The organism is Proteiniphilum sp. UBA5384 (assembly GCF_002410825.1).
Lineage (GTDB): Bacteria > Bacteroidota > Bacteroidia > Bacteroidales > Dysgonomonadaceae > Proteiniphilum.
Genome location: NZ_DHOS01000047.1, coordinates 164,691 through 178,225, shown reverse-complemented (window position 1 = coordinate 178,225; position 13,535 = coordinate 164,691). Strand labels below are relative to the sequence as shown.

13 protein-coding genes are annotated in these 13,535 nt (G+C 43.8%); 2 read left to right on the top strand and 11 right to left on the bottom strand.

From position 1 onward, the window contains the following. Both B4G81_RS09515 and B4G81_RS09510 read right to left on the bottom strand, forming a co-directional pair. Positions 1 to 561: a sugar O-acetyltransferase gene (locus B4G81_RS09515; protein WP_294081911.1), complete on the bottom strand. Its 561-nt coding sequence runs from the start codon at positions 559 to 561 to the stop codon at positions 1 to 3. A gap of 89 nt (positions 562 to 650) precedes the next feature. Then, positions 651 to 1,478 carry a helix-turn-helix domain-containing protein gene (locus B4G81_RS09510; RefSeq protein WP_294081910.1) on the bottom strand — a complete coding sequence of 276 codons (828 nt, stop codon included), beginning with the start codon at positions 1,476 to 1,478 and terminating at the stop codon, positions 651 to 653. Between the two features lie 339 nt (positions 1,479 to 1,817). Here B4G81_RS09510 and dnaE point away from each other — a divergent pair, with 339 nt between their 5' ends. Together dnaE and trxA are read left to right on the top strand one after the other, a co-directional pair. Next, positions 1,818 to 5,639: a DNA polymerase III subunit alpha gene (dnaE, locus tag B4G81_RS09505; RefSeq protein ID WP_294081909.1), complete on the top strand. Its 3,822-nt coding sequence runs from the start codon at positions 1,818 to 1,820 to the stop codon at positions 5,637 to 5,639. Between the two features lie 22 nt (positions 5,640 to 5,661). Beyond that, positions 5,662 to 5,976 (top strand): thioredoxin, encoded by a 315-nt coding sequence (gene trxA / locus B4G81_RS09500; RefSeq protein WP_294081908.1) that lies wholly within the window; start codon positions 5,662 to 5,664, stop codon positions 5,974 to 5,976. A 99-nt stretch (positions 5,977 to 6,075) separates the two neighbouring features. Here trxA and B4G81_RS09495 read toward each other — a convergent pair whose 3' ends face one another. The 9 genes from B4G81_RS09495 to B4G81_RS09455 form a co-directional block, all read right to left on the bottom strand. Continuing rightward, a complete protein-coding gene (locus B4G81_RS09495) occupies positions 6,076 to 6,297 on the bottom strand; it encodes a DUF2795 domain-containing protein (protein WP_019538324.1) in 222 nt (73 codons plus the stop codon). 65 nt (positions 6,298 to 6,362) lie between these two features. Beyond that, the gene (locus tag B4G81_RS09490; protein WP_294081885.1) at positions 6,363 to 6,923 is read right to left on the bottom strand and encodes a cob(I)yrinic acid a,c-diamide adenosyltransferase; all 561 of its coding nucleotides are present in this window, start codon (positions 6,921 to 6,923) and stop codon (positions 6,363 to 6,365) included. An 18-nt stretch (positions 6,924 to 6,941) separates the two neighbouring features. Then, positions 6,942 to 7,607 carry a hypothetical protein gene (locus tag B4G81_RS09485; RefSeq protein ID WP_294081883.1) on the bottom strand — a complete coding sequence of 222 codons (666 nt, stop codon included), beginning with the start codon at positions 7,605 to 7,607 and terminating at the stop codon, positions 6,942 to 6,944. A gap of 42 nt (positions 7,608 to 7,649) precedes the next feature. Then, positions 7,650 to 8,129, bottom strand: coding sequence for a 2-C-methyl-D-erythritol 2,4-cyclodiphosphate synthase (ispF, locus tag B4G81_RS09480; RefSeq protein ID WP_294081881.1), 480 nt, complete (start codon positions 8,127 to 8,129; stop codon positions 7,650 to 7,652). A gap of 3 nt (positions 8,130 to 8,132) precedes the next feature. Then, positions 8,133 to 9,293 (bottom strand): type IX secretion system outer membrane channel protein PorV, encoded by a 1,161-nt coding sequence (gene porV / locus B4G81_RS09475; RefSeq protein WP_294081879.1) that lies wholly within the window; start codon positions 9,291 to 9,293, stop codon positions 8,133 to 8,135. A gap of 29 nt (positions 9,294 to 9,322) precedes the next feature. Further along, the gene (locus B4G81_RS09470) at positions 9,323 to 9,937 is read right to left on the bottom strand and encodes a fumarylacetoacetate hydrolase family protein (protein ID WP_294081877.1); all 615 of its coding nucleotides are present in this window, start codon (positions 9,935 to 9,937) and stop codon (positions 9,323 to 9,325) included. A gap of 11 nt (positions 9,938 to 9,948) precedes the next feature. Then, positions 9,949 to 10,581 (bottom strand): redox-sensing transcriptional repressor Rex, encoded by a 633-nt coding sequence (locus B4G81_RS09465; RefSeq protein WP_294081876.1) that lies wholly within the window; start codon positions 10,579 to 10,581, stop codon positions 9,949 to 9,951. A 65-nt stretch (positions 10,582 to 10,646) separates the two neighbouring features. Beyond that, positions 10,647 to 11,453 carry a DUF3108 domain-containing protein gene (locus tag B4G81_RS09460; protein ID WP_294081874.1) on the bottom strand — a complete coding sequence of 269 codons (807 nt, stop codon included), beginning with the start codon at positions 11,451 to 11,453 and terminating at the stop codon, positions 10,647 to 10,649. A 35-nt stretch (positions 11,454 to 11,488) separates the two neighbouring features. Further along, positions 11,489 to 13,480, bottom strand: a complete 1,992-nt coding sequence (locus B4G81_RS09455) for an Ig-like domain-containing protein (protein WP_294081872.1) — start codon at positions 13,478 to 13,480, stop codon at positions 11,489 to 11,491. Positions 13,481 to 13,535: the final 55 nt, after the last annotated feature.

Sequence of the window (13,535 nt, the reverse complement as noted above, 5' to 3'; positions counted from 1 at the left end):
TTAAATGGCTTTAATGATTTTCGCGGGAATACCGCCCACAATTATATTGTCGGGAACGTCTTTTGATACTACCGCACCCGATGCTACAACCGAATTTTCGCCGATGGTAACGCCTTGCAATATGGTTGCTCCTGCACCAATCCATGCATTTTTTTTGATATGGATAGGTTTCGGTGCCAATGCGTGTCTGTTTTCGGGTTCTAATGGGTGTCCCTCTGATAATAGGCTGACTTTGGGAGCTATCAATACGTTATCTTCTATGGTAATTCCTCCCAAGTCAAGGAAGACACAATCAAAGTTTATAAATACGTTTTTGCCTATTTTTATGTTCTTCCCATAATTGAGGTATAGCGGTGTAAATACGGCAACGCTTTCGTCAATTTCTGTGCCTGTGATTTGGCTTAATAAAACCCTTATTTCTTTCGGGTTTGTGGCGTTGTTCATCTGTACCAATAATTCTTTTGTTTTGTATGATGCTTCACGCATTTTATAAGCTTCGGGGTCGTTTGGCAAAATGGTTTCGCCATTGCATAACCGTTCAAATATATCTATTTCTTGCATTACATTATTTTTTACAATGCAAAGTTAAAGACAAAGCCTTACAACAGCTTTGGCGTAAGGCTCAAATTATTTTGCTGTGAAGCTCAATTTTAAATTTCTGACGGTGGTATTCCGTATTGCTTTTTAAATGCAGTGGAAAAATGGGATGGATTTTTAAATCCGACTTCCATACAAACGTCCAGCACTTTTTTGTTTTCTTCTTTCAGCTTTATGTAAGCCATTTCCAAGCGCTTTTTTATCAGCCATTTTTGCGGAGTGAGGTTGCTTATCTTTTTGAAATCCCTTTTAAAAGTTGCCAAACTCCGCCCCGTAAATGATGCGATTTGCTCCATTGAAAGGTCCTCCATATAATTGTCATTAAGGAAATCCAAAAGGTCGATTTTCCACGGTTCGGCAAAGTCGAACAGTATTGGATAAAGCATTTCATTATTATTCAGCAAGGCATAAATTCCTTCCAATAATTTCAGATGAATAACGCCCTCCGTTGGTTTTACGTTGCTGTCAAAGTATGGGGTAAGCGACTGAAACAAACTTTCTATATCAGGGGTTTTATTTAGTTTGAAAACGTTCTTGTCGGAAATTGTTATGTCTTTCGGAATTTCCGATTTGTTCATTTTGCTGTAAAACTCACGCAACACATTGCGCTGAAATACAAGTGAAATTCCTTTGTACAGTTCCTTGCCCTTGCTGTTCTTGTACATTGTCAACCTGTGGTCACGTCTGATAAAGGCACACTCTCCTGCTTTTATGGTTATCCGTTTATTTCTGTCCTCGATAACCTGTTTGCCCGAATACAGATATAACAAAACGTGCTCGGGTTTTGAATGGACACAATGTGTACCCCTTTCGGAAAAACACGAAAGGAATATATCCGAATAGCTTATGGTCTGAAAGGCATCGTTTTGTTGTTCTGCCATAATTTTGTTGTTGCTGTTATTGAGTGGTACAAAGTTAGAAATTTTGTGTCTGCTTTAGTTTGCCGTAAGACTCAAATTATTTTGCTGTGAAGCTCAATATATTGTAGAGAAATATTCGGAGCACTCTTCTTAAGGTGAACAATACCTTAAGCGTGGATGCTTTTTTGCTGAAAATTCATTTTACAAATAGACAAAAAAGAACAGCCATCCTCCATTATATTTATCTGAATGAGTAATTTCTAAAACCCCGTTGATAACTTCTCCCGATATCTCCTCCTACCTTGGCCAATTTTCCGTATTTTTGTACACAGCTCAGAATAAAAAAATCGACCAATATATATGCATCCGTTTGTACATCTACACGTTCACTCTCAATACTCACTGCTCGACGGGCAGGCAAGTATACAGCGCCTGATTGACAAAGCCATCGGAGATGGCATGAAAGCATTGGCACTGACCGACCACGGTGCCATGTACGGCATCAAGGAATTCCTTAACTACGCAAGCAAGAAAAATGCACCGGTAAATGCCGAAATAAAAAAAATTAAAAGCGAGATCAGCGAACTGGAAAAGACCGGGAACGAGGAGAGCTTGGAGACTGGGGGACAGGGAGACGAGGCGACTAGGGCACAGGGAGACAGGGAGACAGGGAGACGGGGAGACAGGGAGAAGATCGGACAACTCCGCCAAAAGCTCACCGAAGCAGAAAATAAGCTGTTTAAGCCAATCGTGGGGTGTGAATGTTACGTGGCACGCCGCAGCCGTCACCTGCAGTCGGAGAAGATCGACGGCAGCGGATGGCATCTGGTAGTACTGGCAAAAAACCTGAAAGGATATAAGAACCTTATCAAGATGGTCTCCAAGAGTTGGACCGAAGGATTTTATTACCGTCCCCGTATCGATAAGGAACTGCTGGAGCAATACCACGAAGGGTTGATCGTATCTTCTGCCTGCCTCGGTGGGGAGATCTCCCGGAAAATAGACAGCGGACAAATCCAGGAGGCCGAAGAGGCGGTGCAATGGTTCAAAAACCTTTTCGGGGAAGACTATTATATTGAATTGCAACGGCACAAGACCGACCGGATAGATGCCGACCAGACTACCTATCCCAAACAGGAACGGGTCAACCAGGAGTTGATCCGAATCGCCCGGAAATATGATGTGAAGCTGATCGCGACCAATGATGTCCATTTCGTGAACGAAGAGGATGCAGACGCACATGACCGCCTTATCTGCCTGAGTACGGGAAAGGACTTCGATGATCCCAACCGGATGCGCTACACCAAGCAGGAGTGGCTGAAGACCACTGCCGAGATGAACCATATCTTTGCCGATATCCCTGAAGTGCTGACCAACACGCTGGAAGTAGCGGCAAAAATAGAATCTTACTCCATAGATCATGCCGCCCTGATGCCTTTCTACCCTATCGATTCCGCATTCGGAACCGAAGAGGGGTACAAACAAAAATATTCCGAAGCCGCCCTGATAGAAGAGTTCGGAGAGGCTAATTTTCATCGGTTGGGCGGCTATAATAAAGTAATCCGCATCAAGCTGGAAGCCGATTATCTGACATACCTCACGAAGGAAGGGGCAAGAAAAAGGTACGGGGAAACACTTTCCCCGGAAGTAGAGGAACGACTCGATTTCGAATTGGAGACCATCAAGACGATGGGTTTTCCCGGTTACTTCCTCATCGTGCAGGACTTTATCAGCGCTGCCAGGGCAATGGACGTGGCCGTCGGCCCGGGACGTGGGTCGGCTGCAGGGTCGGCAGTGGCTTTCTGTCTGAGAATCACCGATATAGATCCATTGAAGTACGATCTGCTCTTCGAGCGTTTCCTTAATCCTGACCGTATATCGATGCCCGATATCGATATCGATTTCGATGATGAAGGTCGTGGAAAGGTATTACGCTGGGTGACCGAAAAGTATGGCAGTGAAAAGGTAGCCCATATCATTACCTATGGTACCATGGCTACAAAATCGTCCATCAAAGATGTGGCGCGGGTACACAAACTGCCTTTGTCCGAGTCGAACCGGCTGGCTAAGCTGGTACCCGACAGGATTCCCAACGTCAAAAAAATTAACCTGAGAGCAGCTATCGAAAATGTGCCGGAGTTGCAAGAAGCCGCCCAAAGTAACGACCCTCTGGTAAAAAATACACTGAAGTATGCACAGATGCTTGAGGGCAACGTACGAAGCACGGGGGTGCATGCTTGTGGTGTAATTATCGGCCAGACCGATATATCCGATGTAGTGCCTATCAGTACGGCGGAAGACAAGGAGACAAAGGAAAAGTTGCTCGTCACACAATACGAGGGCTCTGTGATCGAGGAGACGGGATTGATCAAGATGGACTTCCTTGGCCTCAAGACACTCTCCATCATCAAGGATGCCGTAGCTATCATCGAACAGAACCGGGGGATAAAGCTAGATATCGACGCCATCGATATGAATGACGATACCACTTACAAGCTCTATTGCAGCGGACAGACCACCGGCACCTTCCAGTTTGAGTCGGCCGGCATGCAGAAATACCTCAAAGAGCTGCAGCCAAGTAAGTTTGAGGACCTGATAGCGATGAACGCCCTCTACCGCCCCGGTCCCATGGACTATATACCTTCTTTTATCGCCCGCAAACACGGCAGGGAGGAGATCGCTTATGATATTCCCGTCATGGAGAAATACCTCGATGAAACTTATGGGATTACCGTCTATCAGGAACAGGTGATGCTTCTTTCCCGTCTGCTTGCGGGGTTCACCCGCGGTCAGTCGGATGAATTGCGTAAGGCGATGGGGAAAAAACTGATCGACAAGATGACGGCGCTGAAAGAGAAATTCATCGCAGGTGGTACCAAAAACGGGTACGATGCCAAGGTACTCAACAAGATATGGAACGACTGGGAGAAATTTGCCTCGTATGCCTTCAACAAATCCCATGCCACCTGCTATTCGTGGGTAGCTTACCAAACGGCATGGCTCAAAGCCAATTACCCGTCGGAATACATGGCGGCAGTACTCTCCAACAACCTGAACAACATCACTGAAATTACCAAGTTCATGGATGAGTGCATGGCAATGGGCATCAATGTGCTGCCTCCTGACGTGAATGAATCGATGATGAAATTCTCGGTGAATGATGCGGGCGACGTCCGTTTCGGTCTGGCTGCTATCAAGAGCGTAGGTCAAAATGCGGTCAACGATATCATTGCCGAGCGCAAGCAAAACGGCCGTTATAGGGATATTTTCGATTTTGTGGAACGGGTGAACCTCTCTTCCTGCAATAAGAAGAATATTGAAGCGCTGGCGATGGCAGGAGCTTTCGACTCCTTTCCCGGCATACAGCGGGAACAGTTCGCGGCTCAGAATAGTAAGGGAGAGGAGTTTTTAGAGACCCTTGTCCGCTACGGCAATAAATACCAGCAGGATAAGATAGAAGCCATGAACTCACTGTTCGGCGACGATACTTCCTTCCAGATAGCACGCCCCGAAATACCCCAGGCCGTACGTTGGTCGGATCTGGAAAGACTGAACAAGGAGAGGGAATTGATCGGCATTTACCTCTCCGCACACCCGTTGGACGAATATGAGTTTATCCTCAAGTATGTATGTAATGCAGATACGCTGCAATTGCAGGATCTCGATTCGCTGAACGGGAAGGATATCACCTTCGGAGGGATTATTACAGCGGTACGTGAAGGGCAGACCAAAAGGGGATCGCCCTACACCATCTTCAAACTCGAAGATTATGCGGGTAAATTTGAGATCGCACTTTTCAGCGAAGACAGCGTGAATTTCGGCAGATATGCGCGCATAGGTTTATCCGTATATATCGAAGGAAGGGTACAACCCAAAAATTACCGGCCGGAAGAGATGGAAATAAAAATATCCTCTATCTCCCTCTTATCTGAAGTGAAAGATAAACTGGTATCAAAGATTACATTGCAAATACCTCTTTCAGAGATAGATGATACTTCGGTAACCGAATTATCGGCACTTGTAAAAAACAATTCCGGAAATTCATTGTTATATTTCCAAATCATTGGTGAAGAACCCCACATGAGAGTCCAGTTGTTTTCACGACCGGCGAAGATTCAAGTCAATAAAAGGTTCATCGATTACTTAAAGAGTAATTTATCTATCGATTTTAAAATCAACTAATTAATAATAAAAAAAGACAAATATGGCGCTTCAAATTACAGACGCAACCCTTGACTCAGTCCTGGATACGGACAAGCTAGTGGTCATAGATTTCTGGGCGGAGTGGTGCGGCCCCTGCAAAATGATCGGACCCATCATCGAAGAGATCGGGGAAGAATACAAAGATAAAGTGATAGTAGGTAAACTGAATGTGGATGAAAATGATGATACAACCTCAAAATACGGTATCCGCAATATTCCTACTGTGCTTTTTATTAAAAACGGAGAAGTAGTAGACAAGTTAGTAGGAGCAGGTCCCAAGACCCTGTTTACTGAAAAAATCAATAAGCTAATGTAAAGTAAATAGGTTATTTACGTTATCACTTATAAAACATCCCGGCAATTCACTTAACCGGGATGTTTTTTGTTTGGATGTCTGCTTTTGCTCTCTGACGGGTCAATATTCGTCTTCATTGAAAAAGAAATCCTCCTTGCTGGGATAATCAGGCCAGATATCTTCTATTGATTCAAATATCTCACCATCTTCTTCAATTTCCTGAAGATTCTCAATCACCTCCAGCGGAGCGCCCGAACGCTGGGCATAATCAATTAATTCATCTTTTGTAGCGGGCCAGGGAGCATCCTCCAATTTCGATGCCAATTCAAGTGTCCAATACATTGATAATATATTTAATTTGTTGTTACTGCTATTTTTCTATTTTTCCGCAAATGTATAAAAAGTTTTTATATATCGCCTTGTTCCCAAAATATTTCTTCGGATGTTTTATTGCTTTCATACCGGGCAAATACGAAAAGGTAGTCTGAAAGACGGTTCAGGAAAATCAAAACCTCTTCTGCGACCGGAAATTTTTCGGCAACCCGATACACGTTCCTCTCTGCCCTCCGCGCCACAGTTCTACATATATGGGCACGTGAGGCAGGTTCATTTCCTCCGGGTAACACAAACCGGTTCAATCGAGGTAATCTCCCGTCGATGATGTCGATCTGCTCCTCAATACGCGATATATCTTTCTCAGAGATAATACTGGCCGCTTTCGGATCCTTATTTTCTGTTTCTGTCGCCAGATAAGAGCCTACGGTAAAAAGTTTGTGCTGGATATACCGGAGAAAATCACGATGAATAGTATCATCCACTTCACAAATTAACCAGCCGATATAACTATTCAACTCATCCACTGTACCGTATGCATCAAGACGAACGTGCGTTTTACTTACCCGCATTCCCCTTACCAGGGAAGTCATCCCCTTGTCGCCGGTTTTCGTATATACTATGCTTTTTTTCATTTTTACACTTAACTATTTTTACACAAAATAATTCGCCTTTCCAAAGTCCTTCCTCAGAAAAACAACTCCTGTATCTTTCAAGTCGAACGTCATCCGGGCATTCACATCATGAACGATTTCATTCCAAAATTGTTTAGCCGATCCTCTATTTATAGGGTAAAAGACCCAAAAAGTGACTGGCTTACTCATCTCCGACAATACAGAAATATCGGGGATATCCCTATCTTTCAAATAAATAAATATAGCATCATAATGTTCACCCCTACAGTCAGCGAGGGAAGGCACCATCTTGCACTTCCGGCCGGCTTCTTCCTGCAGTCGTCCCGCCACTTCCACCTTATTCCTATCTTCTTCTACGCATGTACAATGGATATATGGTGACGGGGCAGTAAGAAACAGTGAATTCACACCTATCCCGGTATTGACTTCCAATATGTCTTTTGGGTTAAGATAATATACCAGACGAAAAGAAAAGTGATTAATCCTTCCAATTAAATAGGGATCAAGTCCGTTTTTAGAAAGGATCTCAGGGATATCTGAAAACGCATAAAAGCTATAAGGCGAATAAATAACATTGGTAATCAGATCAAAGGCAAAAGGGGAATGTACTCCATGTCCTTTCGACTGTTTTTTACGTAACAACCAGCGACACCGAGCATACAAACTCCCCCGACAAAAGGTCATGAACCTTGCTATTTTGTGAAAGCCGGACATATTCTGCCACCACTATGGCTTTTGGACAAGCGCCACCGCATAGGCGGTAATACCTTCTTCACGGCCTACAAATCCCATCTTCTCCGATGTGGTAGCTTTGATGGAAATGGCCTCTGCATCTACCTTCATCACTTCCGATAATTTCTGTTGCATTGCAGGTATATAGGGATTGAGCTTGGGCTGTTCAGCGCAGATAGTGGCATCGATATTTCCCACAGAATACCCCTTATCCCTTAATAAATCCATTGTCTTTTCCAAGAGAATCTTACTGTCCACATCGTGGAATTCGTCCGCATTATCAGGAAAGTGATATCCTATATCCCGTAAGTTGGCAGCTCCCAACAGTGCATCACAGACGGCATGGATTAGTACGTCGGCATCGGAATGGCCCAATAATCCTTTTTGGTATTCCAGTTTTATTCCTCCCATCCAGAGTGCTCTTCCTTCCTGAAGACGATGCATATCATATCCGAAACCTATCCTTATTTGCATAATTTATCGCATTAAATTTCTGATTCCCTGTATATCCAGACCGAAGGAAATACGTAATGTCTGATCCAATGGATTTGATTGCGCAGCTGATATCAGGTAAGCAGCGTCAATCTGGAAAATATCATTCCTGAAACCGGCTCCGAAAGCAAAATAACGACGATTACCCTTATATTCGTTCTCATGATAATAACCCGTCCGGAGAGCAAAGCGGTTATCATACCGGTATTCCGCTCCAACAGACCACATTACCTCCCTCAATTCTTCCTTGAATCCGCCGGGTGCATCGCCAAACGACTTAAAAATTCCCCCGATAGATGAGATATTCTGATAGTCAATTCTGCGCTGTTCAAAATCTTCATCGGTCTCATCTGCTGAAAGAAGCGGCGGTGTTGGCACCAGCAGCTTATTGATATCGAAGCTGACCGAGAGGGTATTTTTTGGGTCCAAAGGAAATCCTACCGAAGCACCCATCCGGAGATTCGCGGGAAGAAACATGCTGGTTGTCCCCCCGTCATAAGAAATTTTTGTTCCTATATTGGAAATATTAAAACCGAGCCCAAGGAGCGCTTCCGTACGCCCCATATGGAAATAAGATTCATTATAGCCGGCGATGTCTGCAGCGAAAGCATTGCCGGGGGTTGTGTCATCATCTCCGGTAGAATAATCTGCATGAATATAACGCATGGTGACAGCGGCAGAGAATGTTTCAGAAAGTCTCCTCGAATAGGCAACATCAATGGCAAATTCGTAAGGAGAAACGGTTTGCCAGAACTCATCGTTGAGGGTCCCAACCTCTGTGTCGCCCAGCGAAAAATAACGTATTGACGCGCTGATAGCATTCAGGTTCTCATTGCCGAATTTCCAATAGCCGGAGGCATAGAGCAAATTAATATCATTCACCAGTTTACTAAGCCACGGCGTATACGAAAAGGCAATACCCGCATTACCCGAAACAAACGGATACTTTGCCGCATTCCAATGTTGTGAGTAGACATCGGGCATGGTAGCCACCCCAATATCCCCCATACCTCCCCCCCTTGCGTCGGGAGCTATTTGTAGTGATGGTAACGCCACGGGGATAGGATTATAATCCTGCGCAGAGACAAAAGAATTCGATGCTGCACAAAGCGTACAACAGAAGATAGTAAAAATCACCTTGTTCATTTTGTATCGGTATGATGGTTGATTGAGTATCATTTTACTCTGAAATCCAATAGTTTTCTATCCTGGAGGTAACCCTGCAAATGATCACCAGTTGCTACCGGACCTATACCTGCCGGCGTTCCGGTGAAGATAAGATCCCCAATCTTCAATGTAAAGAATTGACTGATATAAGCAATAATTCTATCTACCGGATAAATCATCTCTTTGGTATTGCCCCGTTGAACAGTCTGATTGTTGATATCCAGGCGAAGATCCACGTTTTGAATATCTTCCATATTCCCTATGGGAATAAACTCCCCAATAACAGCAGAATTATCAAAACTTTTAGCGATCTCCCATGGCAGGCCGAACTCTTTCTGTTTTCTTTGCAAATCCCGTGCGGTAAAATCAATTCCTACGGTTACTTCACCGTAATAGCGGTGAGCAAAGCGTTCGGCAATATTCTTACCCAACCGGTTTATCTTTACCACCAACTCCGTCTCATAATGAATTTCAGAGGAGAAATCAGGCAAAAAAAACGGTTTATTTCCTTTCAGTAACGCTGTATCCGGTTTCATGAAAAGAACCGGCTCCTTACTGATAAACGTACGTTCCATCTCTTTATTGTGGGAAGCATAGTTCAATCCGACAGCAAAAATCTTCATTTCTTAAAAAATCATCCGTTCAACCGATTAAACATGACGGCAAGGTGGGCGTATAATGAGGTATTTTGAAGTACAATCCCTTCAGGAACACGTATGCGGAAAGGTGTAAAATTCCAGATAGCTTTCACCCCGCCCCGGATCATATAATCCGACACTTCCTGAGCGGCTCCGGGAGGTACGGTGAGAATGCCTATTTCTGCCTTCATCACTTTATTGCGTACAATAAATTCATCGGAGTGAAATACCGGAATATCGTGAGGATGATTAATCACAGTAGGATTCACATCATATCCGGCAATAATCTTTAACCCAAACTGCTCCAGTCCAGAGTCCGACAATAATGCCCCACCCAAGCTGCCCACTCCAAAAACTACGGCGGTATGGGTATTTGTAAATCCGAGAAACGATTCCAGTACATTGATCAGATCATCGATATCGTAGCCTACCCGGGTTTTGCCATTTATATCAACATAAGAAAGATCCTTGGCTATTTGTGAGGCGGAAACATCAATCTTTTTTGCAATGCGGGTAGAAGATACAATAGTTTCACCCTGACTTTTAAGCAACTTCACGTATGATAAATACCACGGCAACCTCCTGAGTGCCGGCTCTGGTATTTTTATGGAATATATCGGATCTGACATATCTTTTCCTCTTAATCTTTAGTAGCTCACAAAGATACATTCTTTTTAGGAAAAATAAAGAATAACTACGGATTCCTGGTTCCTTTTACATTCCGGAGGACAGCCCTGATAGTTCCTACTTTCAGCGTAGTATCTATAATTATCGGGATACGGTTCTCATCATTGGTAAGAGAGGCCTTCAAAGCATCTTTCTGATCTGTAAAAGCGTCATCGAGTATGGTCAGGGAGAGATTGATTACTTCATATTTCTTTCCGTTATTTGCTTTTACTGTTGAGATTCCCTGGTAATTGACATACATGTTCACCGACTTCTTTCCGGAAATAAACCGGATATGATGCCTGTCACCGGGCTTCATATCAGAATAATCAAGGTTACGGATATAAGGCATGACTGAAAGATAATCATAGGTACACTGGTCGGTAGTGATTACCTCGTCGAACTGCTCTTTTCCATTCCTCAACCGGAAAGTACGTATTTTCAACTGATCGCCATTATAGGTATAGGATTGCCTGTCTACAGAATAATCCTTTCCTTCAAATGCCTCCTTGGTAAACAGCAAAGGACGGAGATCCTTATCTACAAAAGAGGTAAGGGTATCATTTACCGTATATATATTACCGGCCAGACCGGAAGTATTGAGCATCATCACTATCTTATAAGCATTTTCACCACGGTAATTTGCTTCGGTCACCGAGAGGGACCCCTTACCGGCCCGTGCATTCAAAATACCCATATTCAGATAGAGATCATACTCTATATCTTCACCGCTTGCAAAAGCAGTATTGGTCAATTTACACTGTGCGTTCACCTCTATAAAAGAAAAAAACAAAAGCAGTAAAAAAAAGATTGATTTAGTTTTTTTATTGATCATAATTTCAATTTTAAGGGGAGGATGCAACAGGTGATTCAATATCGCATTCCTCCCGGTTGCTGCATCATATTGGAAGAGCTCCCGGCGCCTATACCTCCACCTGTTCCGGAAAAAGGAGGATTCTGCTGGTTTTGCTGCTGCCGTTGCCGCTCTCTTTCCTGATCCGGAGTAAGCCGCTTTTTCTCTTGCGGTTTATTTTTGGTTATCTCCTCTGGCTTCTGATTGATCACGGGCGTTGCATTGACGTTCCAATCCTGTTCATGATCAGAGAAAGCTCTTATAACCAATTTTCCGGGATAGTAAAACACCTGCTCCGGCTGCCGCCCCTCTTCATAATTACCGGTAGTCCATACACCATCGCCATTTTCATCTATTACAATACGTGCATAAATCTCACCGGGAGGCAGATCCTGAAATCTTGCCCTATTCGCTTTGACATCGCTTTTTCGAAAAGGTTTATCCGACTTGTCGAGCAGTTCCACGAAAGCCGGCTTCCCTTCAGGCAATCCGGAAATGGCGATTTCCAAATTTCCATACTGATCCAAGGGTTTCACGGTGAAGGATTGCTCATATTTATTGTTCCAAATTCCATAACGGCTGGTAACTGTCGCCGAATCGATCAGTATCTTGTATTTTCCGCCGGGTGTCCAACGAGGTCGCAGAGTAAACTTGCGGGGATTCAGGGAATCAGATTCCAGTCGGAAAGGAATAGGTTCAAACAGTGAATCGATTTCAGCCAGCAGGTGCACGTGGGTAGTGTCGAAAGCAACGACGGGATGTTCAAACTCTATCCGCACGGGATTGAACAACTCAAATGTTGATTGGACATTGGTCTTCACACTTAAAAATGTGAGCTGTTCTTCTTCCTCTTCTTTTTTCTTTTCTTTCTTTTCGGTCCCGCCCCGATCGTGCCCCTTTCGCCGCATATTAAAATTGAGTGTATCGGTGGCGATATAGTTTTTATTGAGCGAATCGGTACGGATATAATTGATTTGCATACTCAGCGAATCCTGTCGATATACCAGCGAATCAGTGATCCATAACATGAGCGTATCGTTTTTAGCACTTCGTTCAGTCACATACCAATCGTCTCCTCTCTTATCCGGTCTTAATAAGAAAAATGACGGTTTCTCTGTAGGGGCAGAGAAAAAAAGATTGATTCTATGTGCTTCAGGACGTTCATATTTTTGTAAGTATTGCCGTTGAAAATCCGAAAGGAAAGAATAAAGGACCAAATCATCCGGGGTAAAACGGGTATAATGAACTGTACGAACCGTATCAATTGTCAGGCTATCCTGAAAAATTGTGTCCTGCCGTACAGCCGGCATAGTAGATGGTATGACTATGGAATCCAGGAAGGCAATACTTTCCTGCGGGTTATCATATTTATAATCCCTGTTCAAGTCATCCAGAGCAAATACCTTATATTTTCCGGGAGCCATTCCCCTAACGGTGAATTTCCCGCGTGAATCCGTTCTGGAAATCCGCTCGAAAGGGATATGCGTAAATGCCGTATCACTGTGATTGGAATGGATGCCCACATAGATTCCCGTTACGGGTTCAAGGTTTTGAGCGGTAAGCACCTTCCCGGCAATAGATAAGGTATCAAGCCGGTCACCGGTAGAAAAGGAATAGACAAAATTTTCCAGCGGATTGCCTTCATTATTGTCTGCAATAGCATCGGTAAAATCGATAGTATAAGTTGTATTCAGCGACAGGGTATCTTTAAGTTCCACAATTGCTTTTCTCCCTGCAGAGCGGATCACTGGCATATTCTTCTGCGGAGGGGTTACGATCACCTTCTCGCTGGGCTTCTCGATCTTGATATTCTCGTCAAATTCTATCTCGATCCTGGTAGGAGAAGCATTCAGTGAATTAAAGTCGGGAGAAGCCCTTCTCACTACCGGTGGATCATAGTCCTGAGGCCCTCCGGTAGGTGCAGCCATATTCGCACAGGAATGATACAAAGCGGCAATTCCGATGAGAAGAAACAACCATATAAGAGGTCTGAAAATTCTATGTAACATTATATCTCAATGCTGTTTTCAACGCAAATGTACAATGTTTTACGCAGTATCATAC

Coding starts and splice junctions, on each gene's coding strand:
- B4G81_RS09470 (WP_294081877.1), bottom strand. CDS start 9,937: ATGAAGATTTTTGCTGTCGGATTGAACTATGCTTCCCACAATAAAGAG.
- B4G81_RS09515 (WP_294081911.1), bottom strand. CDS start 561: ATGCAAGAAATAGATATATTTGAACGGTTATGCAATGGCGAAACCATT.
- B4G81_RS09490 (WP_294081885.1), bottom strand. CDS start 6,923: ATGAAAAAAAGCATAGTATATACGAAAACCGGCGACAAGGGGATGACT.
- B4G81_RS09485 (WP_294081883.1), bottom strand. CDS start 7,607: ATGACCTTTTGTCGGGGGAGTTTGTATGCTCGGTGTCGCTGGTTGTTA.
- B4G81_RS09465 (WP_294081876.1), bottom strand. CDS start 10,581: ATGTCAGATCCGATATATTCCATAAAAATACCAGAGCCGGCACTCAGG.
- B4G81_RS09495 (WP_019538324.1), bottom strand. CDS start 6,297: ATGTATTGGACACTTGAATTGGCATCGAAATTGGAGGATGCTCCCTGG.
- trxA (WP_294081908.1), top strand. CDS start 5,662: ATGGCGCTTCAAATTACAGACGCAACCCTTGACTCAGTCCTGGATACG.
- porV (WP_294081879.1), bottom strand. CDS start 9,293: ATGAACAAGGTGATTTTTACTATCTTCTGTTGTACGCTTTGTGCAGCA.
- B4G81_RS09460 (WP_294081874.1), bottom strand. CDS start 11,453: ATGATCAATAAAAAAACTAAATCAATCTTTTTTTTACTGCTTTTGTTT.
- ispF (WP_294081881.1), bottom strand. CDS start 8,129: ATGCAAATAAGGATAGGTTTCGGATATGATATGCATCGTCTTCAGGAA.
- B4G81_RS09510 (WP_294081910.1), bottom strand. CDS start 1,478: ATGGCAGAACAACAAAACGATGCCTTTCAGACCATAAGCTATTCGGAT.
- B4G81_RS09455 (WP_294081872.1), bottom strand. CDS start 13,480: ATGTTACATAGAATTTTCAGACCTCTTATATGGTTGTTTCTTCTCATC.
- dnaE (WP_294081909.1), top strand. CDS start 1,818: ATGCATCCGTTTGTACATCTACACGTTCACTCTCAATACTCACTGCTC.